Annotated in this window: 17 protein-coding genes; 10 read left to right on the top strand and 7 right to left on the bottom strand. The window is 66.7% G+C overall.

What is annotated here, in order from left to right; genetic code table 11:
- Positions 1-111: 111 nt before the first annotated feature.
- From AKJ09_RS01870 to AKJ09_RS01890, 5 genes are all read left to right on the top strand, one after another.
- A complete protein-coding gene (locus AKJ09_RS01870; RefSeq protein ID WP_205633568.1) occupies positions 112-819 on the top strand; it encodes a lysozyme family protein in 708 nt (235 codons plus the stop codon).
- 96 nt (positions 820-915) lie between these two features.
- Positions 916-1470, top strand: a complete 555-nt coding sequence (locus AKJ09_RS01875; protein ID WP_146645454.1) for a glutathione peroxidase — start codon at positions 916-918, stop codon at positions 1468-1470.
- A gap of 159 nt (positions 1471-1629) precedes the next feature.
- Positions 1630-2613, top strand: a complete 984-nt coding sequence (locus AKJ09_RS01880; RefSeq protein ID WP_146645455.1) for a L,D-transpeptidase family protein — start codon at positions 1630-1632, stop codon at positions 2611-2613.
- Between the two features lie 116 nt (positions 2614-2729).
- A complete protein-coding gene (locus tag AKJ09_RS01885) occupies positions 2730-4310 on the top strand; it encodes a serine/threonine-protein kinase (protein WP_146645456.1) in 1581 nt (526 codons plus the stop codon).
- Between the two features lie 93 nt (positions 4311-4403).
- Positions 4404-5012, top strand: coding sequence for a hypothetical protein (locus AKJ09_RS01890; RefSeq protein ID WP_146645457.1), 609 nt, complete (start codon positions 4404-4406; stop codon positions 5010-5012).
- Positions 5013-5016: 4 nt separating this feature from the next.
- Here AKJ09_RS01890 and smpB read toward each other — a convergent pair whose 3' ends face one another.
- Positions 5017-5493, bottom strand: a complete 477-nt coding sequence (gene smpB, locus AKJ09_RS01895; RefSeq protein ID WP_146645458.1) for an SsrA-binding protein SmpB — start codon at positions 5491-5493, stop codon at positions 5017-5019.
- Between the two features lie 134 nt (positions 5494-5627).
- Here smpB and AKJ09_RS01900 point away from each other — a divergent pair, with 134 nt between their 5' ends.
- On the top strand, positions 5628-6017 hold the full coding sequence (locus AKJ09_RS01900; RefSeq protein WP_146645459.1) for a hypothetical protein: 390 nt from the start codon (positions 5628-5630) through the stop codon (positions 6015-6017).
- A gap of 21 nt (positions 6018-6038) precedes the next feature.
- Here AKJ09_RS01900 and AKJ09_RS01905 read toward each other — a convergent pair whose 3' ends face one another.
- From AKJ09_RS01905 to AKJ09_RS01915, 3 genes are all read right to left on the bottom strand, one after another.
- Positions 6039-6365, bottom strand: coding sequence for a response regulator (locus AKJ09_RS01905; RefSeq protein ID WP_169927174.1), 327 nt, complete (start codon positions 6363-6365; stop codon positions 6039-6041).
- Positions 6287-7726: a sensor histidine kinase gene (locus AKJ09_RS01910; protein ID WP_146645461.1), complete on the bottom strand. Its 1440-nt coding sequence runs from the start codon at positions 7724-7726 to the stop codon at positions 6287-6289. The genes AKJ09_RS01905 and AKJ09_RS01910 overlap by 79 nt, the downstream gene beginning before the upstream one ends.
- Positions 7727-8067: 341 nt before the next feature.
- Positions 8068-8805 carry a TetR/AcrR family transcriptional regulator C-terminal domain-containing protein gene (locus tag AKJ09_RS01915; protein ID WP_146645462.1) on the bottom strand — a complete coding sequence of 246 codons (738 nt, stop codon included), beginning with the start codon at positions 8803-8805 and terminating at the stop codon, positions 8068-8070.
- 107 nt (positions 8806-8912) lie between these two features.
- Between AKJ09_RS01915 and AKJ09_RS01920 the strand changes: the two genes are divergently transcribed.
- The 3 genes from AKJ09_RS01920 (at position 8913) to AKJ09_RS01930 (ending at position 12838) form a co-directional block, all read left to right on the top strand.
- The gene (locus tag AKJ09_RS01920) at positions 8913-10490 is read left to right on the top strand and encodes an FAD-dependent monooxygenase (RefSeq protein WP_146645463.1); all 1578 of its coding nucleotides are present in this window, start codon (positions 8913-8915) and stop codon (positions 10488-10490) included.
- Between the two features lie 75 nt (positions 10491-10565).
- Positions 10566-11954, top strand: a complete 1389-nt coding sequence (locus tag AKJ09_RS01925; protein WP_146645464.1) for a M20/M25/M40 family metallo-hydrolase — start codon at positions 10566-10568, stop codon at positions 11952-11954.
- Between the two features lie 116 nt (positions 11955-12070).
- Positions 12071-12838 carry a bestrophin-like domain gene (locus tag AKJ09_RS01930; RefSeq protein ID WP_146645465.1) on the top strand — a complete coding sequence of 256 codons (768 nt, stop codon included), beginning with the start codon at positions 12071-12073 and terminating at the stop codon, positions 12836-12838.
- A gap of 6 nt (positions 12839-12844) precedes the next feature.
- On the opposite strand, the gene AKJ09_RS01935 is transcribed toward AKJ09_RS01930, so the two are convergent.
- The gene (locus AKJ09_RS01935; RefSeq protein WP_146645466.1) at positions 12845-13717 is read right to left on the bottom strand and encodes a hypothetical protein; all 873 of its coding nucleotides are present in this window, start codon (positions 13715-13717) and stop codon (positions 12845-12847) included.
- Positions 13718-14070: 353 nt separating this feature from the next.
- On the opposite strand from AKJ09_RS01935, the gene lpdA reads away from it, so the two are divergent.
- Positions 14071-15486 carry a dihydrolipoyl dehydrogenase gene (gene lpdA / locus AKJ09_RS01940; protein ID WP_146645467.1) on the top strand — a complete coding sequence of 472 codons (1416 nt, stop codon included), beginning with the start codon at positions 14071-14073 and terminating at the stop codon, positions 15484-15486.
- A gap of 23 nt (positions 15487-15509) precedes the next feature.
- Here lpdA and AKJ09_RS01945 read toward each other — a convergent pair whose 3' ends face one another.
- Both AKJ09_RS01945 and AKJ09_RS01950 read right to left on the bottom strand, forming a co-directional pair.
- Positions 15510-16694, bottom strand: a complete 1185-nt coding sequence (locus tag AKJ09_RS01945; protein ID WP_146645468.1) for a hypothetical protein — start codon at positions 16692-16694, stop codon at positions 15510-15512.
- A 148-nt stretch (positions 16695-16842) separates the two neighbouring features.
- Positions 16843-18633, bottom strand: a complete 1791-nt coding sequence (locus AKJ09_RS01950) for an Ig-like domain-containing domain (RefSeq protein WP_169927175.1) — start codon at positions 18631-18633, stop codon at positions 16843-16845.
- Positions 18634-18726: the final 93 nt, after the last annotated feature.

Genomic DNA, 18726 nt, shown 5'->3' on the forward strand with positions numbered 1-18726 from the left:
CGCGAAACGTTCGAGAGGCCCGAAGAAGCAGGTGTGTGCGCCGTGGTCCGACAGTTGCTGGAGTGATTCGCGCGGGGGTCGTCCTCTCAACTCCAGCCCCATAGGTGCCCGGTGCCTGCTGCGAAAATCTACGGTCTGATCGCCTTCGCGAGCCTGCTGTCCGTCGTCACTGTGGGTTGCGCCGCGGAGACCGACGACGAAGAAGCCGTCGGCGAGTCCGAAGATCATCTCCTCGCCGGTCGCCGACTCTCCCCGTCGGAGACCGCCGCGCACCTCCGCTCGGCGGGCTTCCCCGAGAACCAGATCGGTCGCATGGTCTGCACCGCGAAGTACGAATCGAGCTTCTACGAGCGGGCCCAGAACAAGAACACGAACCGCAGCGTCGACCGAGGGCTCTTCCAGATCAACAGCATCCACCTCGGCGGAACGCCGGGCTGCCCCGCGCGAGGAGCGTCCGACGCTCTCTGGAACGCGGCGACGAACGCAAAGTGCGCGTACGCGATCTTCAAGCTCCAGGGGAACAACGCCTGGAACGGTTACAAGAAGCACAGGAGCGAGTGTGATCGCTATCCGGCGCCTTCGAGCGCGCCGGTCTCGACCACGGCGGACGACGAGTCGACGGCAACGAACTCTTCTTCCAGCGACGACGTCGAGGGCGGATGCTGGTCGGGCACGCTGAAGGACATGGTCGATGCGCGCACGTGCGTGCAGTCGAAGGCCGACGGCGTTTGGTACCAGTGCATGGATGGCGGTTGGTACCGCGGCGGCAACGCGACGACCGGCAACTTCGGCGCGTGCGTCGGCTCGCATCCGCTCTGAGTCGTCATTCACGCGGGAGCGAAGACTCGCCCCTCCGCCCGAGCTCGAGCGGGGGGCCGTCTTGCGGGCCACGAACCGGGCGAGTAAGCCCGAGGCATGACGACTTCGCTCGAAACGATTTCCGTGAAAACGATCGACGGTCGGCCTTCCTCGCTGGGCGAGTACGCCGGCAAGGTGCGCCTCGTGGTCAACGTGGCCTCGCAGTGCGGGCTCACCCCGCAATACACGGCGCTCGAAGCGCTCTACCGCAAGTACAAGGATCAGGGGCTCGAGATCCTCGGCTTCCCGGCGAACGAATTCGGCGCGCAGGAGCCTGGAACGGATGCCGAAATCCAGTCCTTCTGCAGCACCAAGTACGACGTCTCGTTTCCGATGTTCTCGAAGATCGTCGTGAAGGGTGATGGTCAGCATCCTCTCTATGGCAAGCTCACGGCCGAGAAGCCCGAGGCCCGTTCGCTCCCCGGAAGCGACTTCCGCGCGAAGCTGATCGGCTACGGCATCAAGCCCGGGGCGGCCGACGAGATCCTCTGGAACTTCGAAAAGTTCTTGGTCGATCGCGAGGGCAACGTGATCGACCGCTTCGCGCCTGACGTCGCGCCCGACGCGGAGCTCGTCGTATCGGCGATCGAAAAGGCACTCGCGCAGCACTGAGCGCTGACGCCGGAGGTCGGCTCACCGTCAGGCGACGGCGGCGAGCCGGCATTCGGTCTGGCCAAGCAACCAAGCGAAATCGGGGACTTTCACAAGGCACCAACCGACCGAACGTTAGACTTCACCTTTGTGGCAGCTCAGCTTTATGCTGCGCGGCCCATGTCGTTCCGCGTCCGGCAAAGCCTCCTTGGATCCATCGTTTTTCTCGCGAGCGTCCTCGCAGCGTGCAGCAGTGACGCCGGCGGCGCGACGAGCGACAGCGATCCGACCCTGGCGCCCGCGCCCGCGCCCGCGACCGGGTCGGATGATTCGACGGCGCCCCATCACCCCTCGACGAGCAAGCCTGCCGAGAAGACGGCCGCGCTCACGGTGACCCTCGACGGCGTCGGAACGCTCCGCTCCACGCCGGCTGGCATCGACTGCCCGGGGAAGTGCACGGCGAGCTTCCCGACCGGAACCGAGGTGACCATCGCCGTCACGCCGGCCGAAGGCTGGAAGCATGACGGCTGGACGGGCGCCTGCTCCGGAGCCGCCGGGTGCAAGGTCGAGCTCGACGCCGATGCGTCGCTCGCCGCGACGCTTTCCCTGCTCGATCCGCGCTGGGATCCGTCGGACGGAGCGGCCGATTGCGCATCCGCTTGGGGCACCGCCGGTGAGAAGCTCTCGCGCTGCGACAAGACCCCGGACAACTACGTCGTGGTGCGTAAGAGCAAGCGTAACCTCGCCTTCTGCAAGTCGGGCCAGCTCGTCAAAAACTACCGGAATGGCCTGGGCTTCGCCCCGGTGGGAACGAAGATCGAACAGGGCGACGGCAAGACTCCCGAGGGCGTTTTCTACATTCCACGCGTCCTACCGAATTCGACCTACCACCGCGCCTTCCTTCTCAGTTACCCCACGAAAGAAGACGCCGATCGCGGGCTGGCCTCGGGACTCGTGGACCAGGCCGAGCACGATCAGATCGCGTCGGCGCAGGACTCCTGCACGGAGCCCCTCCAGAACACCGGCCTCGGCGGCGAGGTCGAAATCCACGGCGAAGGCAGCGACGAGGACTGGACCCACGGGTGCGTCGCCCTCGACAACGACGCCATCGACGTTCTCTGGAACGTCATGGGCGCCGGGGACACGATCGTCGTCATTCCCTGAACCGGTCGCCGCCGCGCTGCGGCCGGGCTTGATCGAATTCGGACAAGACTCGCTGAGCGCGACTCTTTGTTTGGCTACCGCACGCGCGGACCTTTACCCTGGGGTTGGAGGCTCGCGTGGCCAGGGTCGTTGGCGGACAGTACCGTGTGGTTGCTCATCTCGGGGGCGGAGCGAACTCGGAGGTCTCGCTCGCGAGCGTCGACGGGTCCGAAGAGCTGAAGCTCGCCGTCGTCAAGCGCTTGAAGCTCGGGGCCGATGCAGAGCCGGACGTCCTCGCGCAGTTCGCGGACGAAGCGCGTCTCTCGCTTCTCCTCAAACACGCCAACATCGCGGCCGGCCTCACGGCAGGACAAGACAGCGATGGGCCCTTCCTCGTCATCGAGTACCTCGATGGGCAGACGCTCGCGCGCATTCGCTCGCGCGCCGCGCGACAGGCCGGCGGTCTTCCGCGTCCTATCGCTCTGTACATCGTCATGGCCATCGCCGCGGGCCTCGCGCATGCCCACGAGCTGAAGGAGGCCGACAAGGCCCTGCAGCTCGTCCATCGCGACGTCTCGCCCGAGAACATCCTCGTCGGTTACGACGGCTCCGCAAAGCTCGTCGACTTCAGCGCGTCGAGCTCCAAGGCGTCCACGGTTCAAGGGCGCGCCGCCGCGACGAAGGGCAACATCTGGTACATGGCTCCGGAGCAGGCGAAGGTCGGCGTCAACGTCGATGCCCGCGCGGATGTCTTCGCCCTCGGGCTCGTGCTCTGGGAGCTGCTCGCCGGCAAGCGCATGTGGGAAGGCATGTCGGAAGCCGACGTCATCGCGCGTCTCACCGACGAGGCGCCGCTGCCGAAGCTGCGCACCGTCGTCCCCGACATTCCCGACCCGCTCGACGGAATCTGCTCGTGGGCACTCGAGAAGGTGCGCGACGACCGCTTCGAGAATGCCGGGCAGATGCGCGAGGCACTCGAGCAAACGACGCGAAAGCTCGGGCTCACCGCCACGCCGAACGAGGTAGGAAGCTTCGTCGCGTCGCTGTTCGAAGAAGACCGCGCGGCGTTGCGCGAGAAGATCGTCGACGCCGTGGCCGCGGGCGAGTCTTCCCGCTCGCTGCCCCGATTGATGTCCCCGTCGTCGAGTCACCAACTGCCGGCGCTCTCGAGCAACGCCCGCATTCCGACGTCGGCCAATGCGTCTGGTCCGGTGCAAGTGGTGGAGGTCGTCAAAGAGGCCCCCTCGAACGATCGGCGCTTCACGCTGGTCCTCGTCGCCGGAGTGCTCGTCGCCTTCTGTGTCGTCGCCATCGTCGCCATGACTGCCAAGAAGGGCGACGACGAGTCTGCCAAGCCGGTCGTCACTGCGCGTCCGGCGAATACGGTACCGGTCGAACCCGCCCAGTCGGCGTGGGTCGAACCGGAAGAAGTCACGATCGAGATCTCGGTGACGCCGCCAAGCGCGGCGCTCTTCGTCGATGGCGTGAAGACAGGCAGCACGCACTACCGAACGAAGGTCGCGCGCGGCACGTACGTCCACGACGTGCGCGCCGAAGCCGAGGGATTCGACACGCGAACGACGAAGATCGTCTTCGATCGCGATCGAACGATCGAGCTCGCCCTCGTGAAGAGCGCGCCCACGGCAACCGCCGCGAGAAGGGGCGCGCCACCTGCTCGGCCCAACGCCGCGCCGTCCGCCCATCCCGACACGCCCTGACCGAAGCCCCTGCTAAGCCTTCGCAATCCTGCGAGGAATGCGGGACCTTCGGGGCCCTAGCGTACGACTGGGACAACAGGCATCATTTGAGTCATGAGCCTTGCGGCCCGCAGCAGCGCACTCGCGCTCGTGGTCGTTTGTGGATGCTCGGTCATCACGGGAGCCTCGGAGCTCACGATCGGGCCTGGCGACACCTCCGACGATCCGCAAACGCAAGGCAGCGCCGTCTCCGAAGGCGGCGCACCGAACAAGCCGACAACGGGTGACGATCCTGGCGGCGACACCCCGTCGAACGACGGCGGGGGCAGCACCAACACGGACGCCAGCGCGGAGGACGGCGGCGACACCGACGCCAGCACCACCGATTCGTCGGCGCCCGACGCCGCGGCGTGCACGAAGAAGAAGAAGAAAGGTCAGTCGTGCTCGCTCGACGCTGATTGCTGTTCGGCGAACTGCTTCGCCAACGTCTGCGAAGACAACGTCGTCGGCTCGAGTTGCAAGAGCGACGCGAACTGCGCCACGGGCAATTGCTTCGCCAACTTCTGCGAAGGCCGAGGGATTGGTTCGAGCTGCAAGTCGAACGCGTACTGCGACTCGAACAATTGCTTCGCCAACTTCTGCCAAGGCAACGACAAGGGCTCGAGCTGCACCACGAACGCCAACTGCACGTCGAACACGTGCGTCGGCAACTTCTGCCAATAGCAGGTCAGCGCGGCTCGCGGTACGCGCGATTGATGGCCGCCGTTTCGCGCTCGGCTTCTCGTTCGATGACGGCGCGGCGCTTGTCGTAGGCCTTCTTGCCGCGAGCTACGCCGAGCGTGACCTTGACCCAACCGTCTTTGAAGTAGAGGTCGAGAGGAATCAGCGTGTACCGCTCGCGGAGCACGGCCCGTTCGATTTCTCGAATCTCACGCGCGCGGAGCAGGAGCTTGCGCGTGCCGCGCTCGGCATGGGGGAACGCTCGCGCCGCAGGATACGACGCGATGGACATCTGCCGCACCCAAACCTCACCTCGCTCGACCGAGGCGTAGGCTTCGGAGATGTCGACGCGGCCCTCGCGGAGCGCCTTGACCTCGCTCCCGCGCAGCACGATGCCCGCTTCGTACCGAGCGGTGACGTCGTAGTGGAACTTCGCCGCTCGGTTCTGCGCGATGTACTTCTGCGCTTCCAGGCGCCGGTTCATGACTCTTCCTGTTTACCGCAGAAGGACCGCGCTCGGAAAGGCAACGGTTGGCCAAGACGACATCACGGCGTGAGCTCGCGCCTGGCGAGCGGCCGCATCGATGCTTAGGAAGTGACCGAGGAGGACGTTTTGGGATGCTTCTCCTGAGATTCCTCACGCTCCTGTTCTCTACGTGTGCCGGGGCCAACTGCAACCAGCCGGCACCTCCGCCTCAAGATCCAGCCGCCGCGCAAGGCGAGCCTGTCGTTCGCGAAGTGACAGGACGCGTCGTCGAGCACGCCGTGACGCTCAATGGGGACCTCACCGGGGTCGTTCTCGAAGATCGAACCCGCGTCCACTTCCCTCCGGCGGCCGGCGCAACGCTCACGCCCCTGCTCCGTGGTGGCCGGACCGTTCGCGTCATCGGCGTGCAGCACCCCGGACCGCAGGGCTTGGTTCTCGAGGCGAGCTCGATCACCAGCGTCGACGACGGCGTCACCGTCAACGTTCCCGAAGCCGTTCCTCCGGCGGCGACGCACCGCTGAACGAGCTCGAGCGAAGACTCCTCAGGCGTCGCTCTGCGTGAGCACCTTGCGGAGCACCGCATCGAGCTCTTCGCGGGTGAACGGCTTCTCGATGAACGCCGCGTTGCCGCCGGAGAGCGCCTCGTCCGCCACGCCTTCGGCGTAGCCGCTCATGACGACGATGGGAACGTCTGCACGAACCTCACGCAGACGCCGGAAGGTGTCGGCACCGCTCGGCGCGGGCATGCTCCAATCGAGGAGCACCACGTCCACGTCGTCCATGCGCGACTTCAGCGTGTCGACGGCGACGTTTCCGTTCGGAGCATCGAGCACCTGGTACCCGAGATCGTCGAGCAGGCACGCGCACATCCTTCGCACGTTGTCGCTGTCGTCGACGAGCACGATCGTCGCGTTCTCCCGAGGACTGGGATACGAGAGCTCGCGCGCGCTCTTCGGTGCCAGGGGAACGCTCTCGGGGGAACCGGGACGCCCACCGCAGGAAACGCGACGGTGAACGTGGTGCCCTCGTTGGGCTCGCTCTGAACCTGCAGGTCCGCTCCGTGCGAACGCACGATGCCACTCACCGCGGCGAGGCCGAGACCGCGTCCGAGCGTCTTCGTGGAGTAGAACGGCTCGAAGATCTTCTTCTGGACGTCCTGGGACATGCCGCGTCCGTTGTCGCGAACCTCGAGCAGGACCTTCGGCCCCTCCCGCCTGACGCTCACCGAGATCCGACCGACGCCCGAGTCGGCGACGGCCTCCTTCGCGTTGACGACAAAGTTCATGAGGATCTGCCGAAGCTGCCCCGCGTCGCCGTGGACGAAACACGGTCCGCTGCTCGAGAACGTGACCTGCGCGCTGCCCGCGGCGGCTCGCAAGAGATCCTGCATTTCGGAGGCGAGCGCGACGAGGTCCACGTTCTGCGCGACGAACTGGGCTTTGCCGGCGTAGGCGAGGAGATGCTTCGCGAGGTCGGAGGCCTCGCGCGCGGCGCGTTCGGCGTCGCGAAGGTTCGCGTCGAGTGGAGCCTCGGCGCCGAGTGTGGATCGAGCCCTCGCGACGGCCCCGATCACGATGCCGAGCAGATTGTTGAAGTCGTGCGCGACGCCGCCTGCGAGGAGGGCGATGCTCTCGGCCTTCTGCGCTTCGAGAATTGCCCTTTCGGAGTCGACTTGCGCCACCTTCATCGCGATCTGCATCAAAGCCAGCTCGGCATGGCGCGTGGCGATGCGCAGGAACTCGATCTCGCGCGGCAGCCAGGGACGCGCGTGGGTCACCTGGTTGAACACGAGGAGGTAGTATCCCGTCCGGCGGAAGTCGAACGGGTACCAGAGCAAGCTCTGGATCGACATGTTCTCGTGCAAGAGAACGCCCGACCCGTCCTTGGAGAGCGCGACGTGCGGACGTTCCGCGTGACTTTCGAGCGGCCGACGCGTGCGATAGACCTCGGCCTCGGCGTCGGCGAAGATCGAGAGCGGATAGGTCGCGATCGTCGGCGAGACCGCCTCCCGCGGGTTCAGCCATTCGCAGAGCGCCACCGCGAGTTGGTCGTCGGTCCGGATGTCGTAGATCAGCGCACGGTCGGCGTTGAGCGTTTCGCCTGCGATGCGCGCTAGCCCTTCGAGGACGCGCGTTGTGTCCGTTTCGGTCAGGAGCACTTCCGTCATGTGCTCCAGCGCTCGCGCATACGTCGCGCGAGGCTCCTTTTTGTCGTCGTCGTACAAGAGCAAGGCCCACCCCTCGGAGTTCGAACTACGCGCCTCGGGTCGTCGAGCGTGTACGACGTACGTCTAAGACGGCAGAAGGGGCGCGACAAGCCGGGCTTCGCGGCACAAGGTCGCGATCGTCCGTCGGCCGCGCCGCGCGGTAATCACCGGGCGTTGCAGAGACCACGCGAACGACGTGATCACGTGCTCCGCCTGACGCGCATCACGGCACGCCCCAAGGCTTCACGCGACGAAGCGTCAAGCCATGAAACCGAATCGATGCACGCACATCGATCGAACGACTACGGCCGCGCTAAGCTGCCTGCGCCTGCTCACGACGCAACGTCCTGCGCGCAGAGGCTGCGTCAGCGCAAATGGCGCGCGGCGATTCCGTCGAGCACGTAGTCGAGGCCCATGTCGAACCGGACGTCCGGGGATGGATGCGTTGCCTTCTCGACGACCTTGCCCAGCGTGGGATAGCGGCCCGTCGCGATCATCCGGAGGATGTAGGCCCCGTTCGCGCTCTGCCAACGTTCCTTGTCCATGCCCGTTTCGCGTTCGATGCGGAGCTCGGTTACCTCGCTCTGGATGGCGCCCATCACGTAGGCCTTCACGGTCGTCACGGCGAGCATGACGTCGTCGATGTTCTCGAAACCGAGCGTCTCGCTGAAGGCCGCGAGCGTGGCTTCGAGATGGGCGAGTGCATTCGGGCCGATGTGCGGGCGACTGCCGAGTAGCTCGGGGAACCACGGATGCTTCATGGACATGCGGCGCATGCCGTGCGCGAGCGCACGAAGAGCCTGACGCCACTCGCCTTTGACCTCCGACAACGGCATCTCGCCGTAGACGGCATCCACCATCAGCTCGAGCAACTCTTCCTTCGTGGACACGTAGCCGTAGAGGCGCATGGGCCCGGCGTCGAGCGCGGCACCGACCTTCCTGAACGACACCGCGCCGAGGCCTTCCCGATCCGCGAGCGCGATGGCTGCACCTATGATCGCTTCGCGACTCAGAGGCCCGGGCGATGGTCGGACGGGCGGCTCGGGACGCTCCCAGACAAGAGGCGCGTCCGGCGTGGTGTCCGGCTTCCGTCGCGGGCTCATGGCTCGTCTTCGCTCATGACTGGGCCCTGGACAAGAGCGCGGTGCTGGTTACGGTGCATTACGTCGATACAGTGTATCGATCAGTACATCGTATCGAAAGGGCCAAAATGAACGGAAATTCAGCATCTGTCCTCGTGATCGGCGGAAGCCTGGTGGGCCTTTCGACCGCACTTTTCCTGGCTTGGGAGGGCATCCCCATGGTCGTGGTCGAGCGCCATCCGGGCAGCTCGGTGCACCCGCGAGCCATCGGCTACACGCCCCGAACGATGGAGCTCCTCCGTGCCGTGGGGCTCGCCGATCGCTTCCCGCAAGTCACGTCGGACGCTCGCCCCAGGCGCGTGCGGGTCGAGAGTCTCGCCGGACGTTGGTTCGAAGAGTCGCCGTGGACGCCACCAGCGAAAGTCGCCCCGCCGATCGAGTGGTCTCCCATGGGCTCGGGCGGCATTGCACAGGACCGCCTCGAGCCGATCCTGCGCGCCAAGGCCATCGAGCTCGGCGCGGACGTGCGCCTCGAAACGGAGCTCCTGCGCTTCGAGCAGGACGCGAGCGGCGTCACAGCGTGGCTGCGCGGGCCGAGCGGGCAAGAGTACACGCTGCGGGCAAGCTACGTGGTCGCCGCCGACGGGCACCGGAGCGCGGTCCGCGAGGCGCTCGCGATCGGACGCAGCGGCCGAGGCTCCATGGGCACGATGCGCAGCGTTCTCTTCCGCGCTCCGCTCCAGAAGTATCTCGAGTCCGGCATCGTGCAGTTCAGCATCGATCAGCCGGACTTCAACGCGTTCCTCGTGACTTACAGGGACGGGCGATGGGCGCTCTTCCTCTCCGACGACGAAGAGCGTGACGAAGCGACGCTGCAAGCGCTCATTCGGCGCGCGGTGGGTGAGCCCGATCTCCCGATCGAGCTCATCACGACGGGCCGATGGGAGTTGAGTGCACTCATCGCGGACCACTTCTCTTCGGGCCGCATCTTCCTCGCCGGCGACGCAGCACACACGCTACCGCCGAGTCGTGGTGGCTACGGCGCGAACACCGGCATCGAGGACGCGCACAACATCGCGTGGAAGCTCGCGGCCGTGCTCGCCGGCAGGTCGTCGCCGAAACTGCTCGAGAGCTACGATGCCGAGCGGCGTCCCATCGCGTGGCTGCGTCACCAGCAAATCTTCGCGCGCGCCGACTTCGCAGCGCACTCGGCGGGCGTCGCGAAGGACGTCGCCATCATCGACGACGCGGCCATGGAGTTCGGGCAGCTCTACCGCTCGAACGCGGTGCTCGGCGCCGCGGAGACGCTGCCGCCCGCCCAGCGACCGGACCAGTGGGCCGGTCAGCCAGGAACGCGCGCGCCCCATCTCTGGGTCTCCCGCGGCGACGAGCGGCTCTCCTCGCTCGACCTGCTGCAACGGCGCTGGGTCCTCCTCGCCGAAGGCGAGCGCTGGCGAGAAGCGGCGAAGACCGTGGCCTCCGCGCTCGGCATCGACGTGCACTGCGTCCTCGTGGGGAGCGACGTCGAGACCACGGAGGAAGGCGCGTTTCGCGCGGCCTTCGGCCTCGAGGCGGACGGAGCCAGCTTGATCCGCCCGGACGGCTACGTCGCCTGGCGATCCGTCGACCTGCCGGCCGATCCGGTGGGCGCGCTCGAACGCGCGCTGCGTCAGGTCGCATCCGTGGACGAACCACGCGAAAAATGAGCCTCGACGGCATCGGCGAGCTCTTCCGCGAAGAGTCGCGCGGCGCCCGGCGCGCGATGTGGTAAGCGCTGAACGATGATCGACGTCAAGCGCGTTGCCGACGCGGCCTCCGCGGCCGTGATCGAGTCCTTCTCCCAGCTCAACCGCTACCTCTCCTTCGCTCCCATTTCGAGCGATCCGAATGCAGCGGGCCGTCTCCGCGAGCTCGCGAAGACCCTGCGTGACGACCTCGAGGCGATCGGGATGTCGAACGCACGCGTCCTCGAGCTCGAAGGCGCGCATCCGTGCGTCGCGGCGGAATGGATGAAGGCCGGGCCGAACGCGCCCACCGTCCTCGTCTATGGTCACTTCGACGTGCAGCCCGTGGCCGGCGAAGCGTGGGACACGCCGCCGCATAGCATCGTGCGCAAGGGTGATCGCCTCTACGGCCGCGGCTCCGCCGACGACATGGGTGGCTGGCTCAGTCACCTCGTCGCCATCAAGAGCTACTTCAAAGAGGCCAACGGGCTGCCCTGCAACTTGAAGCTCCTGCTCGAAGGCGAAGAGGAGATCGGGAGCCCGAACCTCGAACGCTTCATGGATGCGTATCCGGACGCGTTCGAGTCCGACGCGATGGTGCTCACCGACTGCGAGAACCCGAGCCCCGAGATCCCCGGCATCACGGTGAGCCTCCGCGGTCTGCTCGAAATCGAAGTCGCCGTCGAGAGCGCGAAGAGTGATGTGCACTCGGGCCTCTGGGGCAACGTCGTTCCGGATCCGGCCGTCACGCTCGTGGCACTCCTCGCGCGCCTCGTCGACGACGACGGTCGCCTCAAGCTCGCGCGCCGCGAGATCGATCCGGCGTGGCTCCAGAGCTCGCACGACGTTCCGATGACCGAGCGCGTGATCCGCGCCGGAGCGCGCCTGCTCGAAGGCGTGAATCCCCTTCCGAACCGCGGCCTCAGCCCGGCGGCCTGGGCGTGGCGCGAGCCGGCGGTGACGATTCTGTCGACCACCCTCCCCGTGCCGGGCACGGAGAAGAACGCCATCCGCAAGTCGGCCTCCGCGAAGCTCAGCATCCGCATCGCCCCCGGGCAGACGCCGAAGGAACTCTTCGAGGCCATCCGCGCGGAGCTCACGCAGCAGGTTCCGGGCGGTCTGACCATCAAGATCAACCAGCTCGAAGGCGGCTCGTCGTCGTGGGACTACGTCGCGGAAGGCCCCGCGTTCGACGCGGCCGATCGCGCCTACGAGGCTGCGTGGGGGCGCAAGCCGCTCCGAATCGGCATCGGCGGTTCGATTCCCTTCGTCGCGCTCTTCGGCAAGCGATTCTCGCGCCTCCCGCTCGTGCTCAACGGCGTCATCGATCCGGAGACGGGCGCGCACGGCCCGAACGAGTCGATGCACATCGGCGTCTACGAGAAGACCGTCACCGCGAACGTGCACCTCTACGCCGAGCTCGCCAAGGCCCTCGCCAAGGGCTGAGCGAACGCGCCTCTCCTGCCGCACGGCGGTGATCGCTTGGTCACCGCCCGTGCGCGCATGCGGCACACGGCGCGAGCCAGAGCGGTCTTGGCACGCGCCTTTCAGACGATCGAGGAGTGGGCCTCTTCGAGCTGAGCGCGTGGATCATTGCGTGTGGCCTGGCGCTCGCGATGATCGCCGCGGCAGAGTGGGGCCAAGCCACGGGGCGACGCCAAAAGGCGCGCGGCGACAGCGTCAAACACACGCGCATGGACGACGCCATCATCGGCTTGCTCGGCCTGCTGCTGGGATTCACGTTCGCGTCTGCGTCGGCGAAGTACGATCAGCGACTCACCTTCATGGTGAACGAGGCAACGGCGATCGCGAACCTCGCCACGGTGGGCGGGCTGCTCGATGATCCTCAGCGAGACGAGCTCCTCCGAGAGGTCCGCGACTACCTGGACGATCGCATCGAGGCGCCGCAGCATCCGCGCGCCGCTCCCGAACGCGTCGAGCTCCTTCGACGAACGCGCGAGCACCAGAAGGCGATGGCGGAGACCATCCGGCGCGTCGTCCACGAGCCTCGCCTCGTGTCGACGCACACCTCGCTCATCATGGCGCTCAACGCGGTCATGGCGAGCTACGAGGTAGCCCAGGATGGCCTCCGCGATCACGTCCCTGCGACGGTCGTACTCATGCTCCTCGTGAGCGCCACGTCGACGGCGTTCTCCCTCGGACGCATCTACGGCCTCACGGGCGAACGAGTGCCGTTCGTCACGGCGGTCTTCATCGTGCTCGTGGCGCTCGTCGTCTTCGTGATTTTCGATCTCGAACAGCCGCGGAGCGGGATCGTGCGCATTCCCGTGGATTCGCTTCTTCGCGTGCGCTCCACGCTCCCGCTCTGACGCGACTCAGGGCGCCCCGGTCACCTTCGCGCCGCCGCTCGTCTTGGCCTTGCCGGTCACTTTCGTCCCCACGAGGTCGACCTTCGCATTGGCAGACGCGACGACCGAGTTCGTCGACGAGGAGATGCTACCGCCCGTCATCGTCACCTTCGCGTTGCCCCCCGCTTCGATCGCCACCGGCGCAGTGATGCTCACGCTCGACATGGTGAGCTGGCAGTTACCGCTCGCCTTCACGCCCGCCTTCGCCGTGACTCCGGTCAGCACGACGGCATCGTTTCCAGCACATTCGAATTCGGACTTGCCATCCCACTTCGCGGCCGCCGCGGCCTTCGGGGCATTTCCACTTTTCGCGACAACGAAGATGTAGATACCGAATCCCACGACGGTGAGGACCATCGCGCCGACGATGATGGCGCCGAGGATCCAACCGAAGACCATCCCCGACGCCTTGTCCTTCAAGTAGTTCTCGGGCGTCTTACCGTTGATCTTCACGCGTAGTTGATGGCCGCCGCCCATGTCGAACGTGCCCTGCGCGAGGTTGTGCTGCTGCGCAGCAGGCGGTGCGCCTTGGGCCGGACGCGGAGGCTGCGGCGGGTGCCCGTCAATTCCGAAGCTCATGGCAAGTGAGCTCACGCGAATGCCATTCTGCTCGAGGCCCGAGACGGCGAGGATCTCGGGCGTCACCGCCGCCACGTCACCCGTGCCCAGGTGACGGAACGTCAGCTCACGATTCGCCATCTTTCGACCGATGACGTCGCGAATCGCTCGCAGCACTTGCTGCTGCACGTGTTGATCGAGCTGGGCGGGATCGCCCATCGGACCGCTCGGGGCATAGTCACACGTCGCCATGACGACGACGGAGACCTGCCTCTGTTGCACGTTGTCGAGAAAAGGACCTATGGGACCAGCGACCTGAGTGGGCATCGCTTTTCACGCTATCCAACGCACATGCAGGTCGTGGATTCCCCAAATGGATTACCCAATTTGGGGGATTCGCTCGATGCCCAACGTCCACGACGCCCGTCAAGTTGCAAGCGCGGTCGATGACGAACCACCGAAGCTCGCTGCACGGCGCGTCGAGTGCAGGCCCCAAATGTGCGGCACCATGCCAAGGCGAGGCACGGCATGCGGCGTGTACGCCACGCGAAGCGCACTCGCCCCGATTAATCGTGGACATCGCAGGCGGTTGCTAGAGACTTCAGTCTCGCGTCTCGCGACAAGGAGAGTCCGTCATGGCAACGGCAGAGCGGTTCGATGCAATCGTGATCGGCGGGGGTCCGGCAGGCTACACGGGGGCAATCCGACTCGCGCAGCTCGGGCAACGAACGCTCTGCGTGGAGAAGGAAGACCTCGGCGGCGTGTGCCTCAACTGGGGCTGCATCCCGTCGAAGGCCCTCATCGACACCGCCCACATGAATCACAAGCTCAAGGATCTCGAGGCGGTCGGCCTCGTGGGCATGGGCGCGCCGCGCGTGGAGGTCGCGAAGCTCCAGGCGTGGAAGAACTCCATCGTCAAGAAGCTCGTCAGCGGCGTCGGCTCGCTCCTCAAGTCCAACGGTGCGTCGACGGTCTTCGGAACCGCGCGCATCACGGGCCCGAACTCCGTATCGGTCGCACTCCGCGAAGGCGGGGAAAAGCAGTACGAGGCCAAGGCCATCGTCATCGCCACGGGCTCGTCGACGATCGGCTTGCCGAGCCTTCCGTTCGACGGCCGCACGATCGTCGGCGCGCGCGAGGCCGTCTCGCTCGACGCCATTCCGAAGCGCCTGCTCGTGCTCGGCGGCGGCGTCATCGGTCTCGAGCTCGGCTCGATGTATCAGAACTTCGGAGCGCAGGTGACCGTCGTCGAGGCCCTGCCGCAGCTGCTCACCGGCGTCGACAAGGACTGCGTGGCCGTCGCGCAGCGTTCGCTGGCGAAGCGCGGGATGACGATCCTCGTCAACCACAAGGCCATGGGCCACGAGCGCACGAAGACCGGCATCGCCGTGAAGGTGGTGGACGACAAGGGCGTCGCATCGACCATCGAGGTCGACGTGGTCCTCGTCGCGATCGGCATGGCCCCGAACAGCAAAGGCCTCGGACTCGAGACGGTCGGCATCACGCCGGATGCCAAAGGTTTCATCGCCACGAACGAGGTCGGCCGGACGAACGTGCCGTCGATCTACGCGGTCGGCGACGTCAGCGGAGCACCGCTCCTCGCGCACAAAGCCTTCAAAGAAGCGGTGGTGACCGCCGAGGTCATCGCCGGTCACCGGTCAGCCAAGGACTGGAAGACGATTCCCGCGGCCGTCTTCACCGATCCCGAGATCGCCTACGCAGGCCTCACCGAGGAAGAAGCGGTACGAAAGGGGAGAGAGGTGAAGGTGGGTCGCATGCCCTTCGCCGCCAGCGGCCGCGCGATGGCCATGCGCGAGACCGAAGGCTTCGTGAAGACCGTCATGGACAAGTCCACGCACGAGATCCTCGGCGTGCACATCGTCGGCCCGCGCGCCTCCGACATGATCAGCGAAGCGGCACTCGGCATCGAAATGGGCGCGTTCGCCGAGGACATCGCGCTCACCATTCATCCTCACCCCACCCTCGGCGAAGCGATGATGATCTCGAGCGAACACGCACTCGGTCAGGCCACGGACATCCTCAACCGCTGAGTGCCCCGACCTTCATCCGCCGCTTAGGGTTCGGCGCTCCACGGGGAGGGGGTTTGGCCCAGCGCCCAGCGGAGGCCGGCGAGGCCGGCTTCGGTTTCGTCGGCCCAGAGTCGCGCGAGATCGGCGTCGAGATCGCGGAGGGGCGTGCCTCCCCAGGTGGCGCCGAGAATCTGCTGGTCGAGCTCGGTCTCGGCCTTCGGGGCGTTTCCTTCGGCCAGGTCGCAGAGCAGATCGTGACGCGCCGCCATGAAGTCGTCGACGAAATCCATGGCACACCGCGGTCGAACGATGGCAATGGGCATCACGACTTTCGTGGCGCCGAGCGCGGCCAGCGCCCACGAGAGTCGATTCCACTCGTTTCGCAGGACGAACACGCGATCGGTGAAGCCCTCGGGGAGCTCGCTGTCGTTGTCGGGAAGAGCTTTGCCCGTGTTGGCGAGGAGCGCGTCGACGTTGGGCAGCCACGACGCATCGCTCGCGTCAGCGGCGAGCAGCGCACGGACGTCGTCGATGCGACGCGCCATGCTCCGAACGCCGGCCTGCGCGTCTTCGAGCGAGAGCGGTGAGACCTTCGCATCGTCGTCGGGATCACCGGAGAGGTAGTCCGCCGCGCGGAAGGCAAAGGCCTGCGAGAGCACCGCGAGACGCGTCGCGAGCGAGGTGCGTTGGGGCGCGGGCACGTCGGCGAGGACGTCACGCGCCTCGGCCCAACGTCCGCGCTCGAAGAGGAGCGTGACGAGGAGGATGTCCGTCGTGACGCGTGCGGGGTCGTCCTTGGCGGCGATGGCGCGCGCGCCTCGGACCACGTCGAACGCCGCGACGTCGTCGCCCATGTCGTGGAGCACCGAGGCCGCTTCGCGGAAGAGCACGCTCGCACGGCCGCCCGCGAGGACGCCGTCGAGCAAGCGCGCGATCATCTTCTCGGTGCTCGCATCGTCGAAGCGCTTCATCTTCGCGACGGCGGCGAGCGCCTCGTCGGTGGTGCGCGTCGGCTCGTCGCCGGCCTTCGGCTGCACCTTCTCGCGAAGCCATCCTTCGAGACGCGCCGCGGGTTCGCCGTTGCCGACCGCACGAACCTCGGCGAGCAGCGCGGCTCCGACGAGCCCGCCATCGGAGAGTTTCTCCGCCTGGCGAGCCCAGGCATCCTTGGGGCGCACGACGTCGACAATCACCGCTTCGACGTCTTTGGGGCGTACGTGCTCGGCCATGGCGCGCACCATAGTCGGTCGCCCCGATATCGGGTAGGGAGGCCGCGCCCATGCTGGGCCCATCAAGAGAAACGCCCCCTGCCACGAGGGCAGAGGGCGTTGACTCAACTCAATAGCGTCGGCCGCGAAACCGACGGTCTCCGTGACGTTACTGAATGGTCCCGGAGAGCGTCATCGTGTTCTGGATGCGGAACGTTCCGCTACTCGCGCTCGCGCCGTAGCCGTAGATGCGGACCTCGATGGCGCCGGCCTTGGTCGCCGACAGCGACACGGTGGGCTTGCTCGTCCCCGAAAAGGACGGGCTGCTGTGCGCCCCAAAGTTGTCGACGCTGGTGGCGACGTCGCCCTTCGTGGGACCGGTACCGGACGCTTTTACGTCCAGCGCGAGCGAGGAGAGCTGCAGTGAGCAGCCGGTAGCGGGTGTCACGGTGAAGGTGTAATAGCGCGACGCGTCCACCGTGTTGGTGGTGCCCCAGTTGGTACTGCTGATCGAATCCGCCGCCTGGGTCGCCTTGACGGCGGACGAGCGCGTCAGCACCGAGCTAGTCACGCCGGCGGCGGTCGTCTTCGCGCTAGAGCTCGCCTGGTCGCCCGCCGCCCCCGTCAGGTCGAAGGTGACGAGGGCCCCGTTGAAGCCGTGCGCGGCGCAGGTCACCCCGGTCGCCGTCGTGAAGCCCGTCGTCATCGTGTAGGGCGCGGCGGCTACGCCGCCCGACGTCTTGGCCGCGTTGGTGACGCGAACCTTGTACGTCGTGTTGTTGGCGAAGTTCGCGGTCGGCGTGAGCGTCACGACCTTGTTCGTCCCGTTGATGCCGGGGGCGTTGAACGCGAGGCAGGTCGCGAAGTCGTCGGCCGAGACCTGCACGCTGCCGGCACACGCGCCCGCCGCGGACTGCGCGGTGATCGTCGTGCTGTCCATCGCCGAGGTGAAGGTCAGTGTGATGGTGGCGTTGACGGCCACGTTGGTCGCGGCGTCCGCCGGGGTGACGGTCACCTGACCGCAAGCCGGGCAGGTGGTGCCGCCGCAGTCCACGTCGGTCTCGTCACCGTTCCGGATGCCATCCGTGCAGGACGGGCTCACGCACGCGCCATTGCCGTTGCAGAACGAGCCGCCGTTGTCCGTGCAGGTCGTTCCGACGGGGACGGGCGGGTGGCTGGGGACGCCGTTCGTGCAGACGTCGTTCGTGCATTGCAGGCCGTCGACGGGAAGATCGGTGTCGTCGTTTCGCGAGACGATTCTGCCGTTGCCGTCGCAGATCGCCGTCTTGCAGTCGCCGTCGGTCTGGGCGGTCAAGACCTTGTCCTGCGCGCCGTTGACGGCTCCGCAAACGCCGTCCGTGCACGTCCGCGTCCGGCACTCGGTATCGGTGCCGGGACAGTCGTTGGCGGTGGTGCAGCCGGTACACACGCCGGCCTTGCAGAGCTTGCCGTTCTCGCAGGACGTGCCGTCGGCGACGGTCGGGTGGCTGAGCACGCCGTTCGTACAGACGTCGTTCGTGCAGCTGTTGCCGTCGCTCGCGATGTCGGAGTCGTCGTTGACGCTCGTGACGTTGCCGGCGCCGTCGCAAACCGCCTTCTTGCAGTCGCCCGCGGTCTGAGCGGTGACGGCAGTTCCGTTCTTCGTGAACGCGCGACCGCAAACGCCGGCCTTACACGTGCGCGACGAGCAGTCGTCGTCGGTGCCGCTGCAGTCGGAGGGCTGGTTGCAGCCCTGGCAGTTACCCGCACCGTCGCAGACGAGGCTGGTACCGCACGTCGTGCCCACGGTCTTGAACGGGTGGGAGGGCACACCGTTCGTGCAGACGTCGTCGGTGCAGGGATTCTTGTCGTCCGGCAGATCGGTGTCGTCGTTGACGCTCACGACCTTGCCGGCGCCGTCGCACTGGCTCTTCTTGCAGTCGCCGAGCGTATCGCCATCGACGGCGCTGCCGGCGCTCAACGGATTTTCTCCGCAGACGCCGCTCTTGCAGGTGCGCTCGACGCACTTGCTGCTCGGCGCCGGGCAGTCGTCGGGCGCGCTGCACTCGGGCCC

Origin of the sequence: Labilithrix luteola (assembly GCF_001263205.1) — a bacterium.
In the GTDB taxonomy this organism is placed as follows: domain Bacteria; phylum Myxococcota_A; class Polyangia; order Polyangiales; family Polyangiaceae; genus Labilithrix; species Labilithrix luteola.

Bases quoted from the DNA above. Each gene is read 5' to 3' on its own strand.
- AKJ09_RS01880 (WP_146645455.1), top strand. From the start codon at position 1,630: ATGTCGTTCCGCGTCCGGCAAAGCCTCCTTGGATCCATCGTTTTTCTC.
- AKJ09_RS01920 (WP_146645463.1), top strand. From the start codon at position 8,913: ATGAACGGAAATTCAGCATCTGTCCTCGTGATCGGCGGAAGCCTGGTG.
- AKJ09_RS01945 (WP_146645468.1), bottom strand. From the start codon at position 16,694: ATGGCCGAGCACGTACGCCCCAAAGACGTCGAAGCGGTGATTGTCGAC.
- AKJ09_RS01905 (WP_169927174.1), bottom strand. From the start codon at position 6,365: ATGTGCGCGTGCCTGCTCGACGATCTCGGGTACCAGGTGCTCGATGCT.
- AKJ09_RS01875 (WP_146645454.1), top strand. From the start codon at position 916: ATGACGACTTCGCTCGAAACGATTTCCGTGAAAACGATCGACGGTCGG.
- AKJ09_RS01890 (WP_146645457.1), top strand. From the start codon at position 4,404: ATGAGCCTTGCGGCCCGCAGCAGCGCACTCGCGCTCGTGGTCGTTTGT.
- AKJ09_RS01900 (WP_146645459.1), top strand. From the start codon at position 5,628: ATGCTTCTCCTGAGATTCCTCACGCTCCTGTTCTCTACGTGTGCCGGG.
- AKJ09_RS01915 (WP_146645462.1), bottom strand. From the start codon at position 8,805: ATGAGCCCGCGACGGAAGCCGGACACCACGCCGGACGCGCCTCTTGTC.
- lpdA (WP_146645467.1), top strand. From the start codon at position 14,071: ATGGCAACGGCAGAGCGGTTCGATGCAATCGTGATCGGCGGGGGTCCG.
- smpB (WP_146645458.1), bottom strand. From the start codon at position 5,493: ATGAACCGGCGCCTGGAAGCGCAGAAGTACATCGCGCAGAACCGAGCG.
- AKJ09_RS01925 (WP_146645464.1), top strand. From the start codon at position 10,566: ATGATCGACGTCAAGCGCGTTGCCGACGCGGCCTCCGCGGCCGTGATC.